Origin of the sequence: Streptomyces sp. NPDC016309 (genome assembly GCF_043077235.1) — a bacterium.
Lineage (GTDB): Bacteria > Actinomycetota > Actinomycetes > Streptomycetales > Streptomycetaceae > Streptomyces.
This window is the reverse complement of record NZ_JBIBSG010000004.1, coordinates 360,772-383,347: the sequence shown is the minus strand read 5'-3', so window position 1 is coordinate 383,347 and position 22,576 is coordinate 360,772. Positions and strand designations below refer to the sequence as shown.

Sequence of the window (22,576 nt, the reverse complement as noted above, 5' to 3'; positions counted from 1 at the left end):
CTCCACACACCTGAACCTTCCCAAGGAGGCCGACATGCTGGACATCGCCGAGGAGCTCCACCGGTGGGTCGAGCAGGGACGTGACGTCGCCGTCGCCACCGTGGTGGCGGTCGGCGGCAGCGCGCCCCGGCAACCGGGCGCCGCGCTCGCCGTCGACGGCGAGGGCAACGCGATCGGGTCGGTCTCCGGCGGATGTGTGGAGGGCGCGGTCTACGAACTCTGCCGGCAGGCGCTCCAGGACGGCGAAACCGTCCTCGAGCGCTTCGGCTACAGCGACGAGGACGCCTTCGCGGTCGGACTGACCTGCGGCGGCGTCATCGACATCCTCGTCACCCCGGTCCGCGGCGGGGTCTACCCCGCCGTGCTCCGAGCCGCCGCCGGAGGGGAGGCGGCGGCTCTGGCCCGGATCACCGACGGCCCGTCCGGGCTCATGGGCCGCGCCCTCCTGGTCCGCCCCGACGGCACGTACGAGGGCGGCCTCGGCGGCCACCCCGAGCTCGACCGGACGGCCGCCGGCGAGGCCCGCGCCATGCTGGACGCCGGGCGCACCGGCACCGTCACCATCGGCGAGGACGGCTCCCGCTGCGGGCAGCCGCTCACCCTGCTCGTCGAGTCCAGCGTCCCCGCCCCGCGCATGATCGTCTTCGGGGCGATCGACTTCGCGGCCGCGCTGGTCCGGGTGGGGAAGTTCCTCGGTCACCACGTCACCGTCTGCGACGCCCGCCCGGTGTTCGCCACGCCCGCCCGCTTCCCCGAGGCGGACGAGGTGGTCGTCGCCTGGCCGCACGAGTACCTGGCGGGCACCGAGGTCGACGGCCGCACCGTGCTGTGCGTCCTCACCCACGACGCCAAGTTCGACGTCCCCCTGCTCGAACTGGCCCTCAAGCTTCCCGTCGCCTACATCGGCGCGATGGGCTCCCGCCGCACCCACCAGGACCGCAACAAGCGCCTCCGCGACGTCGGGGTGACCGAGCTGGAACTGGCCCGGCTGCGCTCCCCGATCGGCCTCGACCTCGGGGCCCGTACGCCCGAGGAGACCGCGCTGTCCATCGGCGCCGAGATCGTCGCGGCCCGGCGCGGGGGCAGCGGGGCGTCCCTGACGGGCGCCCACACCCCGATCCACCACGACGGTCCCGACGCCGCCCCGGCCGGCCGCATCGGCTCGGTCGCCTGAACCACACCGGCGAGCGCTGCCGCCGGCCCGGGCCGCCGGCAGCGCCCGCCGGCCCGCGGATCGCCCAGCCGGGGGAAGGCCCCCGGGCAAAGCGGCGGAAAACCCCCGTGACCTGTTCGTTATCACGCCCTAGAGTCCAGGGATGGACATCCGCGATGTGCCCGAGGCCCATGTGGACCGGGCCATGGAACTCGTGTACCTGGTCTTCCACGACAAGCCGGAGGAGGAGCGGCGCAAGCACCACCGGGAGCTGGTGCTCCAGTGCGAGCGCATCGGGGCGTACGACGGCGACACCCTGGTCGGGTTCCTCGCCGCCCACCGCTTCACCCTCTCCGTCCCCGGCGGCGACCTGCCCTGCCCCGGGCTGACGTTCGTCTCCGTCGCGCCCACCCACCGCCGGCGCGGCGTGCTCACCGCGATGATCGCCGAGCTGTTCCGCCGCGGCGCGCGGCAGGGCCGGCCGCTCGCCGCGCTCTGGGCCTCCGAGGACGCCATCTACGGCCGCTTCGGCTTCGGCCCCGCGATGGAGATCCTCTCCGTCGAGATCGACTCCCGGCGCCCCCTCGCCCTCCGCGTGGAGCCCGACCCGCGCCCCCTGCGGCTGGTCGACCCGGCCGACGCCCCCGCCCTCCTCGGCCCGTACCACGACGCCACCCGGGCCGCCCGCGCCGGCCGGATCGCCCGGGACGCCGAGCGGTGGCGCGGCGAATGGCTGGCCGAGGAGGACGAGGAGGACGACGCGCTGTCCCCGCCCCGGATCGTCGCCCTCGGCGACCCCCTCGCCGGGTACGCCGTCTACCGCACCAAACCGGGCGACGACGGCACCGGAACACCCGGCGTGGTCCGGGTCGACGAACTGGAGGCCGACGACGCCGCCGCGGCCGCCGCCCTCTGGCGGTACGTGGCCTCCATCGACCTCACCGGCACCGTCCGCGCCTGGGGCCGCCCCCTGGACGACCCGCTGCCGCTGTTCGCCGCCGACCGCGACCAGGTCCGGATCACGGGCCGGTTCCCCGGCCTCTGGCTCCGGCTGGTCGACGTACGGGCGGCGCTCACCGGCCGGTCCTGGGCCGCGCCCGTCGACCTCGTCCTGGAGGTCCTCGACCAGCACCTCCCGGCCAACGCCGGGAGGTTCCGCCTCACCGCCGGGCCGGGCGCCCGCTCGTACCGGCCGAGCACCGACGCCCCCGACCTGACCCTGGACGTCCGGGACCTGGCCGCCTGCTACCTGGGCGGCGCGGAAGTGCGGCATCTGGTGCGCGCCGGACTGGTGACGGAGCACACCCCCGGCGCCGCGGCCCGGCTCGACACCGCCCTGCGCACCGACCTGCTGCCGAACACGGGCGACGAGTTCTGAGCCGCCCGGCGACCGGTGGGACGCGGGACGCGATGCGGTTCAGGCCGACGGCGTCGGGAACCCGCCACATCCCCCGCACAGGAGCGGTGGACCGGTGCGCGGAACCCGTCCGGCAGGGATGATGGTGCGTCCCGCGCAGTCCCCGCTGGATGCGATCGGAAAGGTGGTTTCCGTTGCGCACTGTCGGAGTGGAAGAGGAACTCCTCCTGGTGGACCCGCGGACCGGCGAGCCGTGTGCCCTGTCCACCGCCGTGCTGGCCGCCGCCGCCAGGGAGAGCCGCGGCAGGGCCCACGCCTTCACCAAGGAACTTCAGGGCCAGCAGTTGGAGTTCGCCACGTACCCCCAGACCGGTATGAAGGAGCTGGGCGCCGAGATCGAGCGCCGGCGGGCCGAGGCGGCGCGGCACGCGGCCGAGGCGGGCGCGGCGGTCGCGGCCCTCGCCACCTCGCCGCTGCCCGCCGGCCCCGCCCTCACCGAGGGCGACCGCTACCGCTGGATCCAGCGGCAGTTCGGCCTCACCGCGCTGGAACAGCTCACCTGCGGCTGCCACGTCCACGTCTCGGTCGAGTCCGACGAAGAGGGCGTCGGCGTCCTGGACCGGATACGGCCCTGGCTGTCCGTCCTGCTGGCGCTCAGCACCAATTCGCCCTTCTGGCAGGGCTACGACAGCGCCTACAGCAGCTACCGCAGCCGGGTGTGGGGCCGCTGGCCCTCCGCCGGCCCCGTCGAGGTCTTCGGCTCCGCCCACCGGTACCACCAGCAGGTGCGGGACCTCCTCGCCACCGGGATCCTGCACGACGAGGGCATGATCTACTTCGACGCCCGGCTGTCCCGCCACTACCCGACCGTCGAGGTCCGCGCCGCCGACGTCTGCCTCGACGCCTCGACCACCGTCCTGCTCGCCACCCTCACCCGCGGCCTGGTGGACACCGCCGCCCGCGAGTGGCGCGAGGGCGAACCACCCGGCCGCCACGGCGTCGGCCTGCTGCGCGCCGCCGCCTGGCGGGCCGCCCGCTCCGGCCTGGACGACGAACTGATCCACCCGCTCACCATGCGCCCCGCTCCCGCCGACCGGGTCGTCCACGCCCTGCTCGGCCACATCGAGCAGGCCCTCGACGACAACGGCGACCTCGCGCACGCCCGCCAGGGCATCGCCGAACTGCTCGCCGGCGGCAACGGGGCCCGCGTCCAGCGCGAGCTGCTGCGCCGCACCGGCAGCCTCCGCGACGTCGTCGCCGCGTGCGTCCGCCGCACCCAGGAGGGCCGTTAGGCGCCCGGGACGGCTTCTTCGGCCGGCCGTCGCCGCCGCGGGGCGTCCCCTTTGCGTCTCGCCGGACGGGGTACCCGGGCCTCCCCGACACGGAAGGAGCCGGTGTGGCGATCGAGAGGCAGGCCTTCGGCGCGGCGCGGCGCATCGCCCGGCGGCGCTCCGCACCGGCCCTCCATCCCCAGGGCCTGACCTGCGCGGGAACCCTGGACGTACCCGGAACCGGCGCCGCCGCCCCGTGGAACGTGCCGTTCCTCGACCGGCCGGGGCGCTACGGCGTGACCATGCGCTGGTCGCGCGCGGCGGGGCTGCCGGCGGGCTGGCCCGACGGACTCGGCCTGGCGCTGCGCGTCGAGGCGGCGGGCGGCCCCGACGCCCCGCTGGACCTGCTGCTGACCACCAGCGGCGCGGGCCGGCTGGGCCGCCATGTGCCCCGCCCCCGGCGCGACGCCCTGGGCGGCCCGTACTCCACCCTCCTGGCCTACCGGGTGGGCGACCGGGAGCGGGTGGTCGCGGCCTTCCCCCTACCCCACGGGCACCGGGTGCGCGGGGAACCGGCCGCGCTGCGCCGGGCCCTGGACCACGGCCCCGTCCGCCTCGAGCTGCGGGCGGCCGCCCCGGACGAGCCCTGGCGGGCCCTCGCCACCCTCACCGTCCGTGCCGCGGAGCCGTACCCGGAGCGGACGACACCCACCTACGACCCGTACCGCCACGGCCTGCCCGGGCTGCACCCCACCCGTCGGCTGCACGGCCTGCGCGCCGCCGCCTACAGCGGATCCCGCCACGGCCGCTCCGACCGGCCCCCGGATCCGCATGATCCGCCCGCCCCGGGGCAGATGCCGGGGCGCCGGGACCGCCCCGGCACGCCAGGCCCGAGGAGCGACCGCCCGTGATAGCCCGCCACACCGCCGCCGCATCGCCGATCTACGACCGTCTCGTCGAGGAGCACGGCGACGTGCTCGACGAGGCGAGAAAGCTCGCGGAGCTCACCCACCGGCAGGCCGAGCGGATGCTGTCCTGGGACCTGGCCCACACCGGCCGGGACCAGGCCGAGTAGCGCGCCCGCTCCCGCTCCCGGGCCGCGCCTGCCCGTGCCCCGCGCCGCGCCGCGCCCGGCAACCTCCGGCGCGCCCGGCCCGCCCCGCCCGGAATGCCGGGATGTGTGACCTGATCCAGTCTGGATACGCGATCAGGCATACAGCACCAGGAGCCGTACACGGGAGCCGCACCATGGGAACCGAGAACGCGATGGGCGACGAGGTCTACCAGCCGGACGACGCCGAGGGGAGGGAGGACGACGGGATCCTCGACCCCGAGGACACCCTGTCGGACCGTGAGGCCGACCCGTACGACGAGGGCTGGTCCCCGCCCGAACGGCCCCTCGCCGTCAACCACGTCGGCACCACCGCCCGGGAGCAGCGTGAGGGCGAGACGCTCGACCAGCGGCTGTCGGAAGAGGTGCCTGACCCCGCCCTCCAGGAGCCCGACGACTCCAACGGGATCGGCGACCTCCCCGGTGGTGACGGCGAACCCATCGACGACCAGGTCGGCCGGGAGCGCTCGGGCCGGCTCGTCGCCCCCGACGAGGGCGCCCGCCCGGACGAGGAGAAGGACGTCGTCGCCCGGGACGTCGGCATCGCCGGAGCCGCGGCGTCCGCCGAGGAGGCCGCCATGCACACCGTCCCCGACGAGGGCGACGAGACCCTCTGATGGGCGCCGCGCACCAGCCGCAGGACGACCGGCATCCGGCGGGGACGGATGCGGGAGCGGGAGCGGAGGCGGCCCCGGCGGCGGGGACGGACACCGGCGCCGCCGCTCCCGGGCCCGCCGCCGCCCCCGGGACCGCCCCCGCCACCCGGTCGGCCATCACCCTCCAGGTGAACGGCGAGCCCAGGAGCCTCACCGTCGACCACCGGACGACGCTGCTGGACCTCCTGCGCGAGCGCCTCGGCCTCACCGGCGCCAAGAAGGGCTGTGACCACGGGCAGTGCGGTGCCTGCACCGTGCTGGTCGACGGGCGGCGCGCCAACAGTTGCCTGCTCCTCGCGGTCGCCCAGGACGAGGCCGAGGTGATCACCGTGGAGGGGCTGGCCGCCGGTGGGGAGCTCCACCCCCTCCAGCGGGCCTTCCTCGACCGGGACGCCTTCCAGTGCGGCTACTGCACCCCCGGACAGCTCTGCTCGGCCGTGGGCGTGTTCGCCGAGGCGGCCGCCGGGCACCCCTCCCATGTCACCGATCCGGACCGGCCGGCCGGGCAGGGCCCCGTGGAGCTGACGCCCGACGAGATCCGCGAACGGATGAGCGGCAACCTCTGCCGCTGCGGTGCCTACCCCAACATCGTCGCCGCCGTCGAGGACGTGACCCGGTGAAGCCCTACGCCTACGTACGCGCCAGGAGCGTCGAGGAGGCCGCCGCCGCCCACGCGGCCCGGCCCGGCGCCCGCTACCTCGCCGGCGGCACCAACCTGGTCGACCTGATGAAGCTCGGGGTCGAGACCCCCGACACGCTCGTCGACGTCAGCAGGCTGCCGCTCGACACCGTCGAGGAGCTGCCCGACGGGGCCCTGCGCGTCGGCGCGACCGTGCGCAACAGCGACCTGGCCGCCCACCCGCTGGTACGCGACCGGTACCCCGTCCTGTCGCAGGCGCTGCTCGCCGGAGCGTCCGGCCAGCTTCGGAACGTCGCCACCACCGGGGGCAACCTGCTCCAGCGGACCCGGTGCCCCTACTTCCAGGACACCTCCAAGCCGTGCAACAAACGCGTGCCCGGCAGCGGCTGCGGCGCCCGCGACGGCGTCCACCGGGACCACGCGGTGCTCGGCCACTCGGCGCACTGCGTGGCGACCCACCCGTCCGACATGGCCGTCGCGCTCGCCGCCCTCGACGCCACCGTCGAACTGCACGGCCCGGACGGGGCCCGGACCGTCCCGGTGACCGAGTTCCACCGGCTGCCCGGCGACCACCCCGAACGGGACACCGTGGTCGGGCCCGGCGAACTGATCACCTCGGTCGTCCTCCCGGCCGCCGCGGCGGGGCTCCCGTCCGCGTACCGCAAGGCCCGCGACCGGGCCTCGTACGCCTTCGCGCTCGCCTCCGTCGCCGCCGTCCTCGACCTCGCCGGGGACGGGACCGTACGGCGGGTGGGGCTGGCCTTCGGGGGCCTCGCCCACCGCCCGTGGCGGGCGCGCCTGGCGGAGACCGCGCTGCTCGGCGCCAGGCCCACCGAACACGCCATCGCGCACGCGGTCCAGGCCGAACTGGGGGTGGCGCAGCCGCTGAGGGACAACGCCTTCAAGGTGCCGCTCGCCCACAACCTGGCCTGCCGCGTCCTGGCCGAACTGGCCGCCCACCCCGCCCCGGGAACCCCGCCACCCCCCGGGTGACGCCCCCGGCGGCCCCGACCGCCCCGGCCCGCCCCTCCGCCCCGACCGCCCCTCCCGGGCCCCCCGCCCCGCCGCCCCCGCAGAACCGGAGAACCGGAGAACCGGAGACCAGCGATGCCCCCCACCGCGCCCTCCACGCGCAGCCGCAGCCACGCCCGGGTGCCCGCCGCGCCCGCTCCCGCCCTCGGCACCGGCGCCGAGCGCCTCGAGGGCCGCGACAAGGTCACCGGCACCGCCCACTACGCCACCGAGCACGCCCACACCCCGCCCGACTGCGCCTACGCCTGGCCCGTCCCCGCGACCGTCGCCCGCGGCCGGGTCACCGCCGTGGACACCGCGGCCGCTCTGGCCCTGCCCGGCACCCTCGCGGTCCTCACCCCCGACACGGCACCCCGGCTCGGCGAGGCCGACGACCCGACGCTCGCGGTCCTCCAGGACACCGCCGTGCCGCACCGCGGCTGGTACGTCGCCCTCGCGGTGGCCGAGACGCTGGAGGACGCCCGCGCCGCCGCCCGCGCGGTCCACGTCACGTACGCCACCGAACCGCACGACGTGACCCTCACCGAGGACCACCCGCGCGCCTACCGCCCCGACACGGCCAACGGCGGCCAGCCCGCCCGCACCGAGCGCGGGGACGCCGAGGGGGCCTTCGCCGCCGCGCCCGTCCGGGTGGACGTCACGTACCGCGTCCCGCCGCTGCACAACCACCCCATGGAGCCCCACGCCGCCTTCGCCCGCTGGGACGGCGAGGGCGACGGGGCGCACCTGACGGTGTACGACTCCAGCCAGGGCGCGAGCCCCGTCCGCCGCACCCTCGCCGCCCTGTTCCGCCTCCCCGAGGACCGGGTGACGGTGGTCTCCGAGCACGTGGGCGGCGGGTTCGGCGCCAAGGGCACCCCGCGCCCGCACGTGGTGCTCGCCGCGATGGCCGCCCGCCACACCGGCCGGCCGGTCAAGCTCGCCCTGCCCCGCAACCACCTGGCCGCCGTGGTCGGCCACCGCGCGCCCACCATCCAGCGCGTCCGGCTCGCCGCCGGGCACGACGGCACCCTCGTCGGCGTCGGCCACGAGGTCACCACCCACACCTCCCGCGTCAAGGAGTTCGTGGAGCAGGCCGGCGTCCCCGCACGGGTGATGTACGCGTCGCCGCACAGCCTGACCGACCACCGCGTCGTCCCCCTCGACGTCCCCAGCCCCTCCTGGATGCGCGCACCCGGCGAGGCACCCGGCATGTACGCGCTGGAGTCGGCCATGGACGAACTCGCCGACGCCCTCGGCCTCGACCCGGTGGAGCTGCGCGTACGCAACGAACCCGCCACCGAACCGGACAGCGGCCTGCCCTTCAGCAGCCGCAACCTCGTCGCCTGCCTGCGCGAGGGCGCCCGCCGGTTCGGCTGGTCCGACCGCGACCCGCGCCCCGGCGTCCGCCGCGAGGGGCCGTACCTCACCGGCACCGGGGTCGCCGCCGCCACCTACCCGGTGCTCGTCTCACCGTCCACCGCCACCGCCACCGCGCTCCACGACGGCGGCTACGACATCCGCGTCAACGCCACCGACATCGGCACCGGCGCCCGCACCGTGCTCGCCCAGATCGCCGCCGACGTGCTGGGCGTCGCCCTCGGCTCCGTGACGATCGGCATCGGCAGCACCCGGCTGCCGCACGCCCCGCTCGCCGGCGGGTCGTCCGGCACCGCCTCCTGGGGCTGGGCCGTCCACCAGGCCTGCACGCGGCTGGCCGAGCGGCTCGCCCGGCACACCGGCCCGCTGCCGGCGGAGGGCGTCACGGCCGTCGCCGACACCACCGAGGTGACCGGGCGCACCCGGCCGTTCGCCCGCCACGCCTTCGGCGCCCACTTCGCCGAGGTCCGGGTCGACACCGTCACGGGGGAGGTGCGGGTGCGACGGCTGCTCGGCGTGTACGCCGCCGGACGGATCCTCAACCCGCGAACCGCCCGCTCCCAGTTCATCGGCGGGATGACCATGGGACTGGGCATGGCCCTGACCGAGCACAGCACCATGGACGCCGCCTTCGGCGACTTCGCCGAACGGGACCTCGCCTCCTACCACGTGCCGAGCCACGCCGACGTCCCCGACGTCGACGCGCACTGGATCGACGAGGACGACCCCCACCTCAACCCGATGGGCAGCAAGGGCATCGGCGAGATCGGCATCGTCGGCACCCCGGCCGCCATCGGCAACGCCGTCCACCACGCCACCGGCGTCCGCTTCCGCGAGCTGCCGCTGACGCCCGACCGGGTGCTGCCGGCCTTGCGGTGACCCGTAGGGTGGGTGACCGTGCCACGCTCCTCCCAGCCCGTCACGGACTTCCGGCCCGTGCTCGACAGCATCGCCGCCGACATCGCCGCCACCCCCGGCCGCGGCCGCCCCGCCGACTACATCCCGCTGCTCGCCGAGGCCGACCCCCACCGCTTCGGCATGGCCGTGGCGGAGCTGGACGGCACGGTGTACGGGGTGGGGGAGTGGCGCGAGCCCTTCTCCGCCCAGTCCATCACCAAGGTCTTCACGCTGGCGCTGGTCCTGTCGATGGACGGCGGGGCGCTGTGGGAGGGCGTCGGGCGCGAACCGTCCGGCAACCCGTTCAACTCGCTGGTGCAGCTCGAGTACGAGAACGGCATCCCGCGCAACCCGTTCATCAACGCGGGCGCCCTCGTCGTCACCGACCGCCTCCAGACCCTGACCGGCGACGCCTCCGGCAGCCTGCTGGACTTCCTCCGTGCCGAGAGCGGCAACCCGGCCCTGGACTTCGACGACGAGGTCGCCGCCTCCGAGACCGCCCACGGCGACCGCAACGCCGCCCTGGCGCACTTCATGGCGTCGTACGGCAACATCGGCAACCCGGTGCCGGAGCTGCTCGACCAGTACTTCCGCCAGTGCTCGGTGGAGGCCTCGTGCGCCGACCTGGCCCTGGCCGCCGGATTCCTCGCCCGGCACGGCATCCGGGCGGACGGCTCCACGCTGCTCACCCGCAGCCAGGCCAAGCAGATCAACGCGGTCATGCTGACCTGCGGGACGTACGACGCGGCCGGTGACTTCGCCTACCGCGTGGGCCTGCCCGGCAAGAGCGGCGTCGGCGGCGGCATCATCGCCGTCGTACCCGGCCGCTGCACCCTGTGCGTGTGGAGCCCGGGGCTGGACCGGCGCGGCAACTCGGTGGCGGGTGTGGCGGCCCTGGACCGCTTCACCACGCTCACCGGCCTCTCCGTCTTCTGACCGCGGCGGCGGATCGCCGACGCGCCACCGCCCGGTCACCGCCCGCCGCGCACGGGCCCGGACCGCACCGGCCGACAGGGCCGTACTGGCCAATACGAGTGACGTCGCCAGCGCCGTACGGGCGCAAAACGGGCGGCACCCGGGGGGACCTGCGTAGCGTGCCGGAGGGCGGTGAGGGGGTACTTGCCGCGCGTCCTGCCCGTGCGTGTGCGTTGACGAGGATTCGTATGGTGACGACGACGGAGCCGGTCACCCCGGTACCGGTGGCGGGACGCGGCATCGGCCGGGTCCTGGTGACCTGGCTGACCACGACGGACCACAAGAAGATCGGGCACCTGTACCTGGTCACGTCCTTCGCGTTCTTCCTCGTCGCGGGCGCGCTCGCCATGCTGATGCGGGCCGAACTCGCCCGCCCGGGCCTCCAGCTGATCTCCGCCGAGCAGTACAACCAGGCGTTCACGCTGCACGGCACGGTGATGCTGCTGCTGTTCGCCACCCCCACCTTCGCCGGATTCGCCAACGCCGTCATGCCCTTGCAGATCGGCTCGCCCGACGTCGCCTTCCCGCGCCTCAACATGTTCTCGTACTGGCTGTTCCTCTTCGGCGGCCTGATCGTCCTCGGCAGTCTGCTCACCCCCGAGGGGAGCGCCGACTTCGGCTGGACGGCCTACGCCCCGCTCAACAGCGACGCACGCACCCCGAGCCTCGGCGCGGACCTGTGGATCATGGGGCTGGCGCTCTCCGGCTTCGGGACGATCCTCGGCGCGGTCAACTTCATCACCACCATCGTCGGGATGCGGGCCCCCGGGATGACGATGTTCCGCATGCCGATCTTCACCTGGAACGTGCTGCTCACCTCGGTCCTGGTGCTGCTGGCGTTCCCGGTCCTCGCCGCCGCGCTGCTGTGCCTGGAGGCCGACCGCCAATTCGGCTCCCACGTCTTCGACGCGGCCAACGGCGGGGCACTGCTGTGGCAGCACCTCTTCTGGTTCTTCGGCCACCCCGAGGTGTACATCCTCGCGCTGCCGTTCTTCGGCGTGGTCACCGAGGTCCTCCCGGTCTTCTCGCGCAAGCCGCTCTTCGGCTACATCGGCCTCGTCGGCGCCACCATCGCCATCACCGGCCTGTCGGTGGTGGTGTGGGCCCACCACATGTTCGCCACCGGCGCGGTCCTCCTGCCCTTCTTCTCCTTCATGAGCTTCCTCATCGCCGTGCCGACCGGCGTGAAGTTCTTCAACTGGGCCGGAACGCTGTGGAAGGGCTCCCTCACCTTCGAGACCCCGATGCTGTGGGCCATCGGGTTCCTCGTCACCTTCCTGTTCGGCGGGCTGACCGGGGTCATCCTCGCCTCCCCGCCGATGGACTTCCACGTCACCGACTCGTACTTCGTGGTCGCCCACTTCCACTACGTCCTCTTCGGGACGATCGTGTTCGCGATGTTCGCCGGCTTCCACTTCTGGTGGCCCAAGATGACCGGCCGGATGCTCGACGAACGCCTTGGCAAAATCCACTTCTGGACCCTGTTCACAGGCTTCCACCTGACGTTCCTCGTCCAGCACTGGCTCGGCGCGGAAGGCATGCCCCGCCGGTACGCCGACTACCTCGCCGCCGACGGCTTCACCGCGCTCAACACCCTGTCGTCCCTGGGCTCCTTCCTGCTCGGCCTGTCCACCCTGCCGTTCCTCTACAACGTGTGGAAGACCGCCAGGTACGGCGAGCGCGTCGAGGTGGACGACCCCTGGGGGTACGGCCGCTCCCTGGAATGGGCGACCTCCTGCCCGCCGCCGCGCCACAACTTCACCACGCTGCCCCGCATCCGCTCCGAGTCACCCGCCTTCGACCTGCACCACCCGGTCATCGCCGACCTGGAGAAGGCCCGCACCGGCGGCCGCCGCGACATCGTCGAACCCGGCCGGGGCATCGCCTCCCCGCCCGGCCGGCCGGACGACCGGGACGAGGGCCACGCCTGACGGCCCCGACCGCCCCGCCGGGCGCCGGCACCCGGCCGGCCCGGGCGCCCGCCGGACCTCAGCCGCCGCGCGCCGCGCCCAGCGTCCGGACGACCTCGTCATCGGTGAGCTGGGCGAAGTCGTCGTACCACTGGCCCACCGCATCGAAGTGGGGCGGCAGGTACGCGTACACGATCTCGTCCGCCTCACCCTCCAGCGCCATGACCGCCTGGTGGGAACACACCGGCACCGCCAGCAGCAGCCGGCCGGGGGCGGCGGCGCGCACCGCCCGCAGCGCGGCCCGCGCGGTGACCCCGGTGGCCAGCCCGTCGTCGACGACCACCACCGCCCGCCCGCCCAGCTCCGGGGCCGGCCGGCCGGCACGGTACAACCGCTCCCGGCGGTGCAACTCGTCCCGCTCCGCCCGGACCTGGACGCCCAGCCGCTCCGGCGTCAGCCCGAGCACCGAGAGCGCCCGCTCGTCGAAGACCGGCGGCTGGTCCCCGACCAGGGCCCCGATCCCCACCTCCGGGTTGTACGGAGCGCCGATCTTGCGGACGACCAGCACGTCCAGGGGCGCCCCGAGCGCCCCGGCGACCTCGTCCGCGACCGGCACGCCGCCACGGGGCAGCGCCAGGACGACGGGGTCGTCCAGCCGGCCCCGCCGCTGCCGCTCGACGAGGAGGGCGGCCAGTTCCCGGCCGGCCTGTCTGCGGTCCTGGAAGCGCATGGTGCCGCCTCCCTTCCGTCGCCCGCGGGTGGACCCGCCCGCACCGGCCGGGTACCCCACCCGGCCGGGGCGCCACCTCCCCGAGGGAGGCCGCCGCCCGGCCGGGTGGGGTACCCGCCGTGCGGGGACCGGCGGATCAACCGGCCTCGCCGCTGATCCCGGCGAGGATACTGCGCCCGTCGCCGCCACGGAGGGCCAGGGCCGCGGGGAGCACGGCTGCCGTCAGCGCGATGGCGGCGCTCACGGCGAGCAGTTCGCCGAGCGGGACCCACGGCACCATCGCCGGGGTCTCGCCGACCAGCCGGGTCAGTGCCGCCCACGAGCCGGTGATGCTGATGGCCGAGGCGGCCGCGCCGATCACGGCGCCCGCCGCGACGCACATCAGCGTCTCCACCGTCACCGCCCGGAGTACCTGCCCCTTGGTGGCGCCGGCGAGCCGCAGCATCGCCAGCTCGCGGCGACGGTCGCTGACCGTCATCACGAGGGTGTTGGCCAGCGCGAGCAGCGCGTACAGGACCGACAGGCCGAGGATCATCAGCATGCCGATGCGGGAGCTCTCCGCGTTGGCGTCGGTGGCCGCGGCCGAGACCTCGTCGGGGGTGCTCACCTTGGCCCCCAGACCGTGCACCGCCGCTTCCAGGGCGGCCGCGGCCGCCGCGCGGTCCGCGCCGTCCCGCACTCGTACGGTGATCCTGCCCGGCAGGCCGGAGCCCGCGTACGCGGAGTCCACGTACGCCCGAACGCTGTCGTTGCCCGGTGCCAGCACGGCGGCGACCCGCAGCTCCTTGGGGGAGCCGTCCGCCAGCCGGAGCTTGACCGTGTCACCGGCGTGCGGTGAACCCGGCCAGACGCTGCTCACCACGACGGATTCGGGGCCGAGGGCGGAGAGCGAGCCCTCGGACACCTTCAGCGCGGACAGGGACTCCAGCGCCGCCGCGTCGACGGCTGCCGCCGAGCGGGCGACCGCGGGCTTGGGGCCGCGGTCGACGAGCAGCGTCGTGGGCGTGCTGACCAGCGTCGTGACCCCGGGTACGGACCGCACCCGCTGGACCACGGCCCGGCTCAGGCCCGGCGTACCGGCCGGCGAGACGACGAAGTCCGCACGGGAGAGCTGCCGGCGGACATTGCCGGCCGCAGCGGCGTTGATGGTGTTGATCGTGCCCAGCAGGCAGCCGGCGAGGCTGATGATGATCACCACCGGGGTGCTGGTGGCGGCCGTGCGGCGGAACGCGGTCAGCGCGCTCTGCCGGGCGGTCGTCCACACGACGCCGCCCGCCTCCTCGGCGTCGGGGTCGCGGCGCCGGGCGGCCGCGGTGGGCAGCGCCGTCAGAAACTTGATCAGCGGGCCGGCGACCACGCCGGCGAGGGTGACGCAAGCGCCGACGATCAGCAGGCACAGGGAGGCCGACGCGGCGGCGTTCGAGCCGGCCTCCGGCTGCACGGCGGCCGTACCGGAGACGGCGGCGACGCCCGCGGCCAGGGCCAGCCCACCGAGAACCCAGCGCACCAGGTTCCCGGCCCGGGAGGTCCGTTCGACCGCCGCGTCCCGCAGCGCCTCGCCGGGGGCGACCCGGCCCGCCCGTACGGAGGAGACCATGACGCCGGCCAGCGCCGTGAACATGCCGATGCCCGCGGCGCTCAGCGGCGACCACCAGGGCACCGGCACCGTGAAGTCCGGGGTGACGAGGGAGTGGTCCACCAGCCAGTCCCGGGCCAGCGGGGCACCGGCCAGGCCCATCAGGGCGCCCGCGGCCGAGGCGAGCACGCCGACGAGCACGGCCTCGCACCAGATCACGCGGCGGAGCTGACGCCGAGTGGATCCGACCAGCCGCAGCAGGGCCAGTTCCCGGCGGCGCTGCGCGATCGACAGCGCGAAGGTTCCGGCGACGACGAAGACGGCGACGAAACCGGCCACCCCGGCCGCCAGACCGAGCGGCGTGTCCACGCTGTCCTTCTGGGCCAGCAGGACGAGGTGGTGGGGGTCGGCGACGGCGCGCTCGCTGCCGGTCAGGACGGAGACGCGGGCGCCGCCGGCCGCGGCCACGGCCTTGCGCACCTCTTCGGCCGGTCCGTAGGCGGCCAGGGCGTCGACGGCGGGGGAGAGTCGTGTCGCCGTGCCGTCCGAGAAGAACAGCGCGTGCTCGAAGGGGACTTCGTCGGTGACACCGGTGACGGTGGCGGTGCGCGGTCCGGTACCGGTCGTCAGGCGCAGCCGCTTGCCGATGAGCGCGGTGTCACCGCCGCCCACCACGAGCTCGTCGTCCGCGGCGGGCGGCCGGCCGCCCGCCAGGCGGTAACCACCGGCCTCATGCGCCGACCAGCCGCGCCCCACCTGATCCTTGGGCCCGCCCTTGAGCTGGGCGTAGAAGCTGTGGTCCTCGATGACCCGACCGGTCGCGGCGACGGCCGCCACGAGTTGCGGGGTCAGGCCCGGCTGCTGGGGCAGTGCCGTGCTCTGGGTCCGACCGGACGTGCCGACGACGTCGATCGTGCTGTTCGGGACGATGACGACCGGCGCCTCCGACCAGCGCTGCCGGGCGGAGTCCACGACGCTGCCGGTCGCGGCGATCACCGGGATCGCCGTCGCCATCAGCCCGACACCGAAGGCGAGTGCGACGAAGGTGCCGACGAAGGACACCCAGCGCACGCGCAGGGTGGCGAAGGCGACGCTCAGCATGCGACGGCCTCCAGACCGGTCATACGGGCGGCCACCTGCTCGGCCGCCGGGGCCTCGAGAGAGCCGGCGAGCCTGCCGTCGGTGAGGAAGACGACGCGGTCCGCGTACGAGGCGGCGACCGGGTCGTGCGTCACCATGACCACCGCGCGGTCGCCGTCGTCCGCGAGGGCGCGCAGCCGACCGAGCACCTCGCGCCCGCTCCTGGTGTCCAGGGCGCCCGTCGGTTCGTCGGCGAGGACGACCGCGGGGCGGCTGATCAGCGCCCGCGCGATGGCGACGCGCTGCTGCTGGCCGCCGGACAGCTCGCCGGGCCGGTGCCGGGCCCGGTCGGCCAGGCCGACCGAATCGAGCGCCGCCAGCACCTCGGACTTCTTGGGCCGTCGGCCCGACAGCTTGAGGGGAAGCATGACGTTCTGAGCGGCCGTCAGGGACGGCAGGAGGTTGAACGACTGGAAGACGAAACCGATCTTCTCGCGGCGCAGCACGGTCAGTTCCCGGTCGCCCAGACCGCCCAGCTCGGTGCCGCCGACGAGCACGGTTCCGCTGTCGATGGCCTCCAGTCCCGCGGCCGAGCGCAGCAGCGTCGACTTGCCGGATCCGGACGGCCCCATGATGGCGGTGAAGGTGCCGACCGGAAAGCCGAGGCTCACCCGGTCGAGTCCCACGACGGGCTCGGGTCCGGAACGGTAGGTCTTCGCGACGGAGCGGAGTTCGACACCGAATCGTGTAGCGGTCATGTTGGCAAGTACACCTTCCGGCCCATCGCGGAACAATGAACTGCGGATCAGTTGTGGGGGTGGTGCCTGCACCACCCCCAGGGGTTCAGTGGATGCGGATTCCGCCCTTGCCGGTGCGCACGGTCACGGCGTGCCGGGCCGTGCGGTTGACCGGGAGGGAGATCATCGGGGCCGTGTCGCTGTGCGTCTCGACGGCGTACTCCGTGCCGGCGGGCAGGGAGAGATCGACCGCGCCGGTGTCCGTGAACACCTCGAGAGTGACGGGCGGTTCGGCGAAGTCCCCCCGCACCGCGCCCCGGTGGGTTTCCACGGACACCCGGGAGGAACGGCTGTCGGTGAGGGTGGCGGTGCCCGAGTCGGTGCGCAGCCCGACGGGACCGGCCGCACCGCGTACGTCGATGGTCCCGCTGCCCGTCCGCAGATCGAGCGGGCTGGCGAGACCACTGGCGGAGATCGCACCGGAGCCCGCGCCGACCCGGGCGGCCAGGCCCGCCGGGACCGCGATGTCCAGCCGCAGGGAGCAGCCCGTGCGGCACGTGGCCCGCACGGAGACCCGGCCGTCCCCCGCGCCGACCGATACCTCGGGCCGGGGGCCCGACCACGTGCCCGTCGCCGTGACCCGTATAGCGGAATCGGTGCCCGGTCGCAGCGAGACGGCGGTGCCCTCGGTCTCGACCTCCAGCAGGGAACTGCCCACGGCATCGGCGTGAAGCTCCTGCTCGAATCCGCGGGGGGCCGCGAGCAGGGCGACGATGCCCAGGCAGGCGCAGGCCACGGTGACGACCAGCAGCGCGAGGCCGCCGCCGACGGCCCACCCGCGTTCCCGTGCCGACGCCGGACGTGCTGACGTACGGATCTCAGGCTCCCAGGTAGCGCAGGACGGCGAGGACGCGCCGGTGCCCGCCGCCGTCCTCCTTGGGCAGGTCCAGCTTCGCGAAGATGTTGTTGATGTGCTTGCCCACCGCGCTGTGCGTGATCGTCAGGGCCGTCGCGATGGTCGCGTTGGACTCGCCCTCGGCCATCAGCGCCAGTACTTCGCGCTCCCGGGCCGTCAGCGCCGTCAGCGGGTCCTGCCGGCGGCTGCGTGTCAGCAACTGCTTGACGACCTCCGGGTCGAGCACCGTCTCGCCCGCCCGCACCCGTTCCAGCGTCTGGACGAAGTCGTCCACGTCGGAGATACGGTCCTTGAGAAGGTAGCCGATCCCGCCGGTGTTCTCGCCCACGAGGTCGAAGGCGTACCGCTCCTCCACGTACTGGGAGAGCACCAGGACCCCGGTCCCCGGCCAGCGGCTGCGGATCACCAGGGCCGCGCGCAGCCCCTCGTCGACGAAGGTCGGAGGCATCCTGACGTCGACGACGCAGACGTCCGGGCGGTGTTCCGCCACGGCGGCCAGAAGGGCCTCACCGTCGCCGACCGCCGCCGCCACTTCGAAACCCTCCTCTCCCAGCAGCAGCACCATGCCGTGCCGCAACAGGGCGGAATCCTCCGCGATCACTACCCGCATTGCACATCCACTTCGATAAGAGTCGGGCCGCCCGGCGGGCTGGTCACCGTCAGCGTGCCGTCGATCCCCGCGACCCGCCCGGCCAGCCCGGCCAGCCCACTGCCGCGGGCCGGATCCGCCCCGCCCGCACCGTCGTCACCGATGATCACACGGAGCCGGTCGGCGTCCCGGCGGATCTCCACCCACGCCCGGGAAGCTCCGGCGTGCTTGGCGACGTTGGTCAGCGCCTCCGTCACCACGAAGTAGGCCGCGGACTCGACGGCGGCCGGGGGCCGCGGCTCCGCCTCCACGTCCACGGTGACCGGTACGGGTGCGCGGGCCGCGACGGCGGTGAGCGCTGCGCCCAGGCCCCGGTCGCCGAGCACGGGAGGGTGCAGACCCCGGGCCAGTTCCCGCAGCTCCGTGATGGCCGCACGGGCGTCCTCGCGGGCGCCCTCCACGATCTCCCGCGTCGCCTCGTCACCCGACTTGCGCAGACGGGAGACCACCCGGCCCAGCGTCATCGCCACGGCCACCAGCCGCTGCTGCGCCCCGTCGTGCAGATCGCGCTCTATCCTCTTGCGTTCCGCCTCGACGGCCGCGAGCAACAGATCGCGACTCGACGTCAGTTGCACCACCCGCTCGGTGAGCTCGAGATCCCGGGGCGGCGCCAGCAGGGCCCGCCCGAGCGCCGCGTCGAGCGCCACCAGGGCCCGCACCAGGACGGGCGACACGAACATCCCCGAACAGCACAGCGGCCACGGAGACCACGAGGGACTCGCCGACCCTGTCCACGGCGACCGGGCCGAGGACCGCCCCGCCACGCGGCAGCCGGTCGTAGTAGCCGGGCAGCGCCACGAGCGTGAGCGGCACGGCCCAGGCCAGCGCGACCCCCGCCCCGGTCACCACCGACACCGGGATCAGCGCCACGAAGTACCCGAGCTCCCGCCACGCGCAGCGGTCGCGGGCCAGCGAGCGCAACGCGGGCAGCAACGGCCCGACCCGCCGGACGCGGGGCGGCGCCGGGATCTCCACCCGGCAGGTCGCGGCGAAGCGGCGGCGTTCCAGAGCCGCGAGCCGGCCCAGCGCCCAGCCCGCGGCGACCACGACGGGTACGCCGGACAACGCGACGGGCAGCAGGACGATTCCCGCCACCAGCGCGAGCAGGAGGGCCGCGGCCGCCAGGGCGATCGCCCCGTCGGCCGCGAGATGCGCGCAGCCGCCCCACAGAGCGCCCGACCGAAGCGCCCGCCACGGCTGCCGCGGTATCGCGCCGCTCACCCCGGCCGTCGCCATCCGCCCTCACCCCATCTCTTCCTGCGGTCGTCCGGCGTCCCGCGCCGCTGCCCGGTCCGCCCGGCCGGCCCGGTCGCAGAGTCCGACATGGCGGCCAGCAGCCGGCGCGGACCGGTGTACGGCCGGCGGCCGTGACCGACCGGGATCTTGTCGATCACCATGACATCACCGGCCCGCCGGTCCACATCGACCGCCGCCGCCAGACCGCGGTCGCGTAACCGCACCACGTACCCGGCCGGGATCGGCTCGCCGTCGGCGAAGGTGGACCAGCGACGCCAGAGGAATTACGAAGGCGTGGTGGGTGGCGGTGGCCACATGCCGTGATCAAGGACCGGGCCGGAACGGTTCGGCCAGCTGGGCGAGGTAGGAGGCCGGGTAGTCGGGTTTGGCGGCCATGCCCAGGTCTTCGGAGGTGAACCGCCGGTCCGGGTCGTAGGTGTAGGTGCGCATGGCGTGGTCCCAGACGAGGGTGAACAGGCCGAAGTTGACGTCTCCGATGCCGGCCCATTTCAGGTGGTGGAACCGGTGACCCTGGTTGAGGGCGAGGACCTTGGTAAGCGGGCCGGTGCGGTAATCGGCGTTGGAGTGCTGGAGCAGTAGCTGGACGGCGACGGCGAAGGCCAGGACGGAGGCGACGTCGAGGGGCATGCCGAGCAGCAGCAGCGGGGTGACGCCCCCGAGGGTTTCGAGGCTCTGGTGGAGGGGGTGCTTCATCAGACCGTTGAAGCCGTAGAAGCGCGTGACGCTGTGGTGGACGGCGTGCAGCCGCCACAACCAGCCGACGTGGTGGCTGGCGCGGTGTACGAGGGTGATGCCGAGGTCGGCGACGGCGACGGCGAGCAGCACCTGGCACCACAGCGGCCAGTTGTCCGGCCACGCTCGCGGGGCCGGCGCGAGCGCGGCGGCCGCGGGCACGACGGCGAGTCCGGCAAGGGTGAACACCTCGTTGACGAACGCGTGGACGGTGTCACGGCGGCCGTCCCCACGCGGGGTGTTCCACGCGGGCAGGTACGGGAGCACGCGTTCGGCGGCGAACGAGCAGCCCACCGCGAACGCCAACAGCACCAGCAGCCACAGTTTCGGGGCTCCGGCGCTCACCAGCCAGATGGCGGCACCGTTGACGCCGAGCAGCATGAAGGGCACGTACGCGTACCGGACCAGGAATCGAGCGAGGGCGACAGCGGGCGCCGCGGCGGTCGTTGCAGGCATACCGGCAGCCTCGCGGCCGCGGTGGCCGGCTGGCTTGAACGGATCCGCTACCGGCCCCGCCGCGTATCAGGGCCGTCGGCCGCCGGCGCCCAGTGGGCGGCGGCCAGGGCCTGGGAGGGGGTGATGCCGAACATGGCCTTGCACACGCGGGTCAGGTGAGCACTGTCCGAGAACCCGGCGGCGTGCGCGGCCTCGGTGGCGTTCGCCCCACCACGCACCGAGACGATCGCGGCGTGCAGCCGTGCCCACCGCACCGCCGCCGGGAACGACCAGCCCAACTGCTCGGCGAACAGGTGCCCCAGCCGGCTCGCGGACACCCCGGCCCGGGCGGCGACCTCGCCCACCCGCACCGGTCCGTCCGCCACCGCGCCCGGCAGCGCCGCCAGCGCCGCCGCGAGGGCCGGGTGCCGGGGCCGGCCGGGGGCGGCGGCGCCGAGCCGGTCCAGCGCCCGCAGCACGCCCGCCGCAGACACGGCGGACGGCGGCGGGTCGGCCTCGGTGAACACGGACGCCGCGGCGGCCCAGCAGGCCACCCCGCCACGGGCCGCGGTGGAGTGCAGGGCGCGTCCGGCGGTGGTGTCCGCGTCGAGGTAGACCATCACCCCCATCGGCGGCGGCCCCGGTGCCGGACGCACGCGATGCGCGTGCCCGGCGGGGATGACGGCGGCTCGTACGGGCAGTTCGTCCCGCCCGTCGCTCAGCAGCACTCTGCCGGACCCGCACGCCAGTACTTGTACGGCGGCGTGCGCGTGCTCCCGGGCCTTGCCGATCACGCCGGCCACGACCAGGCGGCCCGGCGCCGCATCGACCTCGACCCGCCACGCGTCGGCACCACCCCCGGACGACGACGAGGACCCCACGGTGCTCGTGCTCAAGGCTGCCGCGCCGGCGTGGACACCGGCGGTACCACCCGGCCGGCCGTGACGGGCTTCGGCGCGGTCGCCGGAACCCCGACCGACCGCAGGACCCCGGCGGGTACCCGTCCGCCACCACCTGCGGCGGCGCGCGTACGGCGGGCCACGGGCGGACGGAGCGACCGCGGGACGCCGTCGCTCCCGCCGATCCGCGGGCGCCGAACGGGGCCTGACGCGTCGGGCCGACGCGGACGGCTGAGGTCCTTTGCCAAGCTCATGTGCGTGATCCTCTCCACCTGTCCTCGTCCGCCCGTGACCGGCCCACCTGCCGAGCCTTGCCGGAGGCCGAAGCCGCCGAGGCGAACCAGTAGCTCAGCCGGCGTCACGTAGTGCTTTCCGTGCCAGGCAGGAAACGTGATCCCCTTCATCCCCGCCTCTGCCTCGGGGCTGTATCGCGCGCCATGCGGCCCCCTTCGTTCCAGCGAACAGTAGGCCACGCACGTCCCTGATCAGCTCATACGACCCATCGGACGCTCCCTAGGGAGTGTCCGGAACGTATCGGCGTCCGCCCGGACACCGCGGGCCAGGCGAGACGTGGCGGACACTCCCTAGCGCGTACCGGACACGGTCACGCGGAAGCGGGCCGTCGTGGCGTCCTCGCTCCAGCGGGCGAATCCGGCCTTTTCCAGCACGCGCGCGGACGCGGGGTTGGACCGCTCGACCGTCGCGCACACCGTGTGCACGCCCGGCGCGGTCAGCGCGTGCGCCACCAGGGCGCGGGTGGCCTCGGCGGCGTACCCACGGCCGCGCCGGGAGGGGACGATGCCGTAACCGATCTCCAGGACGCCGTCGTCGGGCGGCCAGAACAGGCCGATGGAGCCGACGACCAGGCCGCCGGCCCGCTCGACGACCAGGCGCTGGCCGTAGGCGCCCAGGCTCTCGGGGTGCTCGCCGATGAAGCCCGCGATGACGCGGTCGCCCTCGGCGGGGAAGTCCTCCGCCCAGTGCGGCGGGTGCGCCCCGGCCGCCACGGCTGCGAGGTCGTCGGGGGTCCACGTCCGCAGCACGAGGCGGTCGGTGGTCGGATCGATGGGGTGGGAAAGGGAAGACACGCGGCACTCCTGGTCGTTCGGGAGAAGGGCCGGGTCGCGCTTCCGTCGGCTAGCGCCGCGCGGCGACCCGGATCCGGGCATGCTGATGAGGCGTCTGGCGGGCCATATTCATCAAC

General features: G+C 74.7%; 20 protein-coding genes and 1 pseudogene. 11 read left to right on the top strand and 10 right to left on the bottom strand.

Annotated features, from left to right (window positions below):
• Positions 1–34 precede the first annotated feature (34 nt).
• From ACF068_RS12655 to ctaD, 11 genes are all read left to right on the top strand, one after another.
• Positions 35–1,174, top strand: coding sequence for an XdhC family protein (locus ACF068_RS12655; RefSeq protein WP_392274203.1), 1,140 nt, complete (start codon positions 35–37; stop codon positions 1,172–1,174).
• A gap of 142 nt (positions 1,175–1,316) precedes the next feature.
• Positions 1,317–2,531 (top strand): GNAT family N-acetyltransferase, encoded by a 1,215-nt coding sequence (locus ACF068_RS12650; RefSeq protein ID WP_392274202.1) that lies wholly within the window; start codon positions 1,317–1,319, stop codon positions 2,529–2,531.
• 173 nt (positions 2,532–2,704) lie between these two features.
• A complete protein-coding gene (locus ACF068_RS12645) occupies positions 2,705–3,802 on the top strand; it encodes a glutamate--cysteine ligase (RefSeq protein ID WP_392274201.1) in 1,098 nt (365 codons plus the stop codon).
• Positions 3,803–3,906: 104 nt separating this feature from the next.
• Entirely contained in the window at positions 3,907–4,692 is a 786-nt protein-coding gene (locus ACF068_RS12640) for a phosphodiesterase (RefSeq protein WP_392274200.1), read from the top strand.
• The gene (locus tag ACF068_RS12635) at positions 4,689–4,856 is read left to right on the top strand and encodes a hypothetical protein (RefSeq protein WP_392274199.1); all 168 of its coding nucleotides are present in this window, start codon (positions 4,689–4,691) and stop codon (positions 4,854–4,856) included. The genes ACF068_RS12640 and ACF068_RS12635 overlap by 4 nt, the downstream gene beginning before the upstream one ends.
• A gap of 173 nt (positions 4,857–5,029) precedes the next feature.
• Positions 5,030–5,509, top strand: coding sequence for a DUF5709 domain-containing protein (locus ACF068_RS12630; protein WP_392274198.1), 480 nt, complete (start codon positions 5,030–5,032; stop codon positions 5,507–5,509).
• Entirely contained in the window at positions 5,509–6,168 is a 660-nt protein-coding gene (locus ACF068_RS12625) for a (2Fe-2S)-binding protein (protein ID WP_392274197.1), read from the top strand. The genes ACF068_RS12630 and ACF068_RS12625 overlap by 1 nt, the downstream gene beginning before the upstream one ends.
• Positions 6,165–7,181 carry an FAD binding domain-containing protein gene (locus ACF068_RS12620; protein ID WP_392274196.1) on the top strand — a complete coding sequence of 339 codons (1,017 nt, stop codon included), beginning with the start codon at positions 6,165–6,167 and terminating at the stop codon, positions 7,179–7,181. Before ACF068_RS12625 ends, ACF068_RS12620 begins: the two co-directional genes overlap by 4 nt.
• 114 nt (positions 7,182–7,295) lie before the next feature.
• Positions 7,296–9,458: a xanthine dehydrogenase family protein molybdopterin-binding subunit gene (locus ACF068_RS12615; protein WP_392274195.1), complete on the top strand. Its 2,163-nt coding sequence runs from the start codon at positions 7,296–7,298 to the stop codon at positions 9,456–9,458.
• Positions 9,459–9,476: 18 nt separating this feature from the next.
• On the top strand, positions 9,477–10,412 hold the full coding sequence (locus ACF068_RS12610; RefSeq protein WP_392274194.1) for a glutaminase: 936 nt from the start codon (positions 9,477–9,479) through the stop codon (positions 10,410–10,412).
• A gap of 227 nt (positions 10,413–10,639) precedes the next feature.
• Positions 10,640–12,382: a cytochrome c oxidase subunit I gene (gene ctaD / locus ACF068_RS12605; protein ID WP_392274193.1), complete on the top strand. Its 1,743-nt coding sequence runs from the start codon at positions 10,640–10,642 to the stop codon at positions 12,380–12,382.
• Positions 12,383–12,440: 58 nt separating this feature from the next.
• Here ctaD and ACF068_RS12600 read toward each other — a convergent pair whose 3' ends face one another.
• The 10 genes and pseudogenes from ACF068_RS12600 to ACF068_RS12555 all read right to left on the bottom strand — a co-directional run bounded on the left by ACF068_RS12600 (position 12,441) and on the right by ACF068_RS12555 (position 22,460).
• The gene (locus ACF068_RS12600) at positions 12,441–13,091 is read right to left on the bottom strand and encodes a phosphoribosyltransferase (protein ID WP_392274192.1); all 651 of its coding nucleotides are present in this window, start codon (positions 13,089–13,091) and stop codon (positions 12,441–12,443) included.
• Positions 13,092–13,227: 136 nt separating this feature from the next.
• On the bottom strand, positions 13,228–15,768 hold the full coding sequence (locus tag ACF068_RS12595) for an FtsX-like permease family protein (RefSeq protein WP_392274191.1): 2,541 nt from the start codon (positions 15,766–15,768) through the stop codon (positions 13,228–13,230).
• The gene (locus tag ACF068_RS12590; protein WP_392274190.1) at positions 15,762–16,505 is read right to left on the bottom strand and encodes an ABC transporter ATP-binding protein; all 744 of its coding nucleotides are present in this window, start codon (positions 16,503–16,505) and stop codon (positions 15,762–15,764) included. The genes ACF068_RS12595 and ACF068_RS12590 overlap by 7 nt, the downstream gene beginning before the upstream one ends.
• Before the next feature lie 85 nt (positions 16,506–16,590).
• Positions 16,591–17,280 carry a hypothetical protein gene (locus ACF068_RS12585; RefSeq protein WP_392274189.1) on the bottom strand — a complete coding sequence of 230 codons (690 nt, stop codon included), beginning with the start codon at positions 17,278–17,280 and terminating at the stop codon, positions 16,591–16,593.
• A gap of 82 nt (positions 17,281–17,362) precedes the next feature.
• Positions 17,363–18,010 (bottom strand): response regulator, encoded by a 648-nt coding sequence (locus tag ACF068_RS12580; RefSeq protein WP_392274188.1) that lies wholly within the window; start codon positions 18,008–18,010, stop codon positions 17,363–17,365.
• Positions 18,001–18,729 carry a sensor histidine kinase gene (locus ACF068_RS12575; RefSeq protein ID WP_392274187.1) on the bottom strand — a complete coding sequence of 243 codons (729 nt, stop codon included), beginning with the start codon at positions 18,727–18,729 and terminating at the stop codon, positions 18,001–18,003. Before ACF068_RS12575 ends, ACF068_RS12580 begins: the two co-directional genes overlap by 10 nt.
• A 16-nt stretch (positions 18,730–18,745) precedes the next feature.
• Positions 18,746–19,285, bottom strand: a pseudogene (locus ACF068_RS12570) (sensor domain-containing protein); the annotation flags it as partial.
• A 324-nt stretch (positions 19,286–19,609) separates the two neighbouring features.
• Positions 19,610–20,494, bottom strand: a complete 885-nt coding sequence (locus ACF068_RS12565) for a sterol desaturase family protein (RefSeq protein ID WP_392274186.1) — start codon at positions 20,492–20,494, stop codon at positions 19,610–19,612.
• 47 nt (positions 20,495–20,541) lie between these two features.
• Positions 20,542–21,369, bottom strand: coding sequence for a helix-turn-helix domain-containing protein (locus ACF068_RS12560; RefSeq protein WP_392274185.1), 828 nt, complete (start codon positions 21,367–21,369; stop codon positions 20,542–20,544).
• 587 nt (positions 21,370–21,956) lie between these two features.
• The gene (locus ACF068_RS12555) at positions 21,957–22,460 is read right to left on the bottom strand and encodes a GNAT family N-acetyltransferase (protein WP_392274184.1); all 504 of its coding nucleotides are present in this window, start codon (positions 22,458–22,460) and stop codon (positions 21,957–21,959) included.
• Between the last annotated feature and the right edge of the window lie 116 nt (positions 22,461–22,576).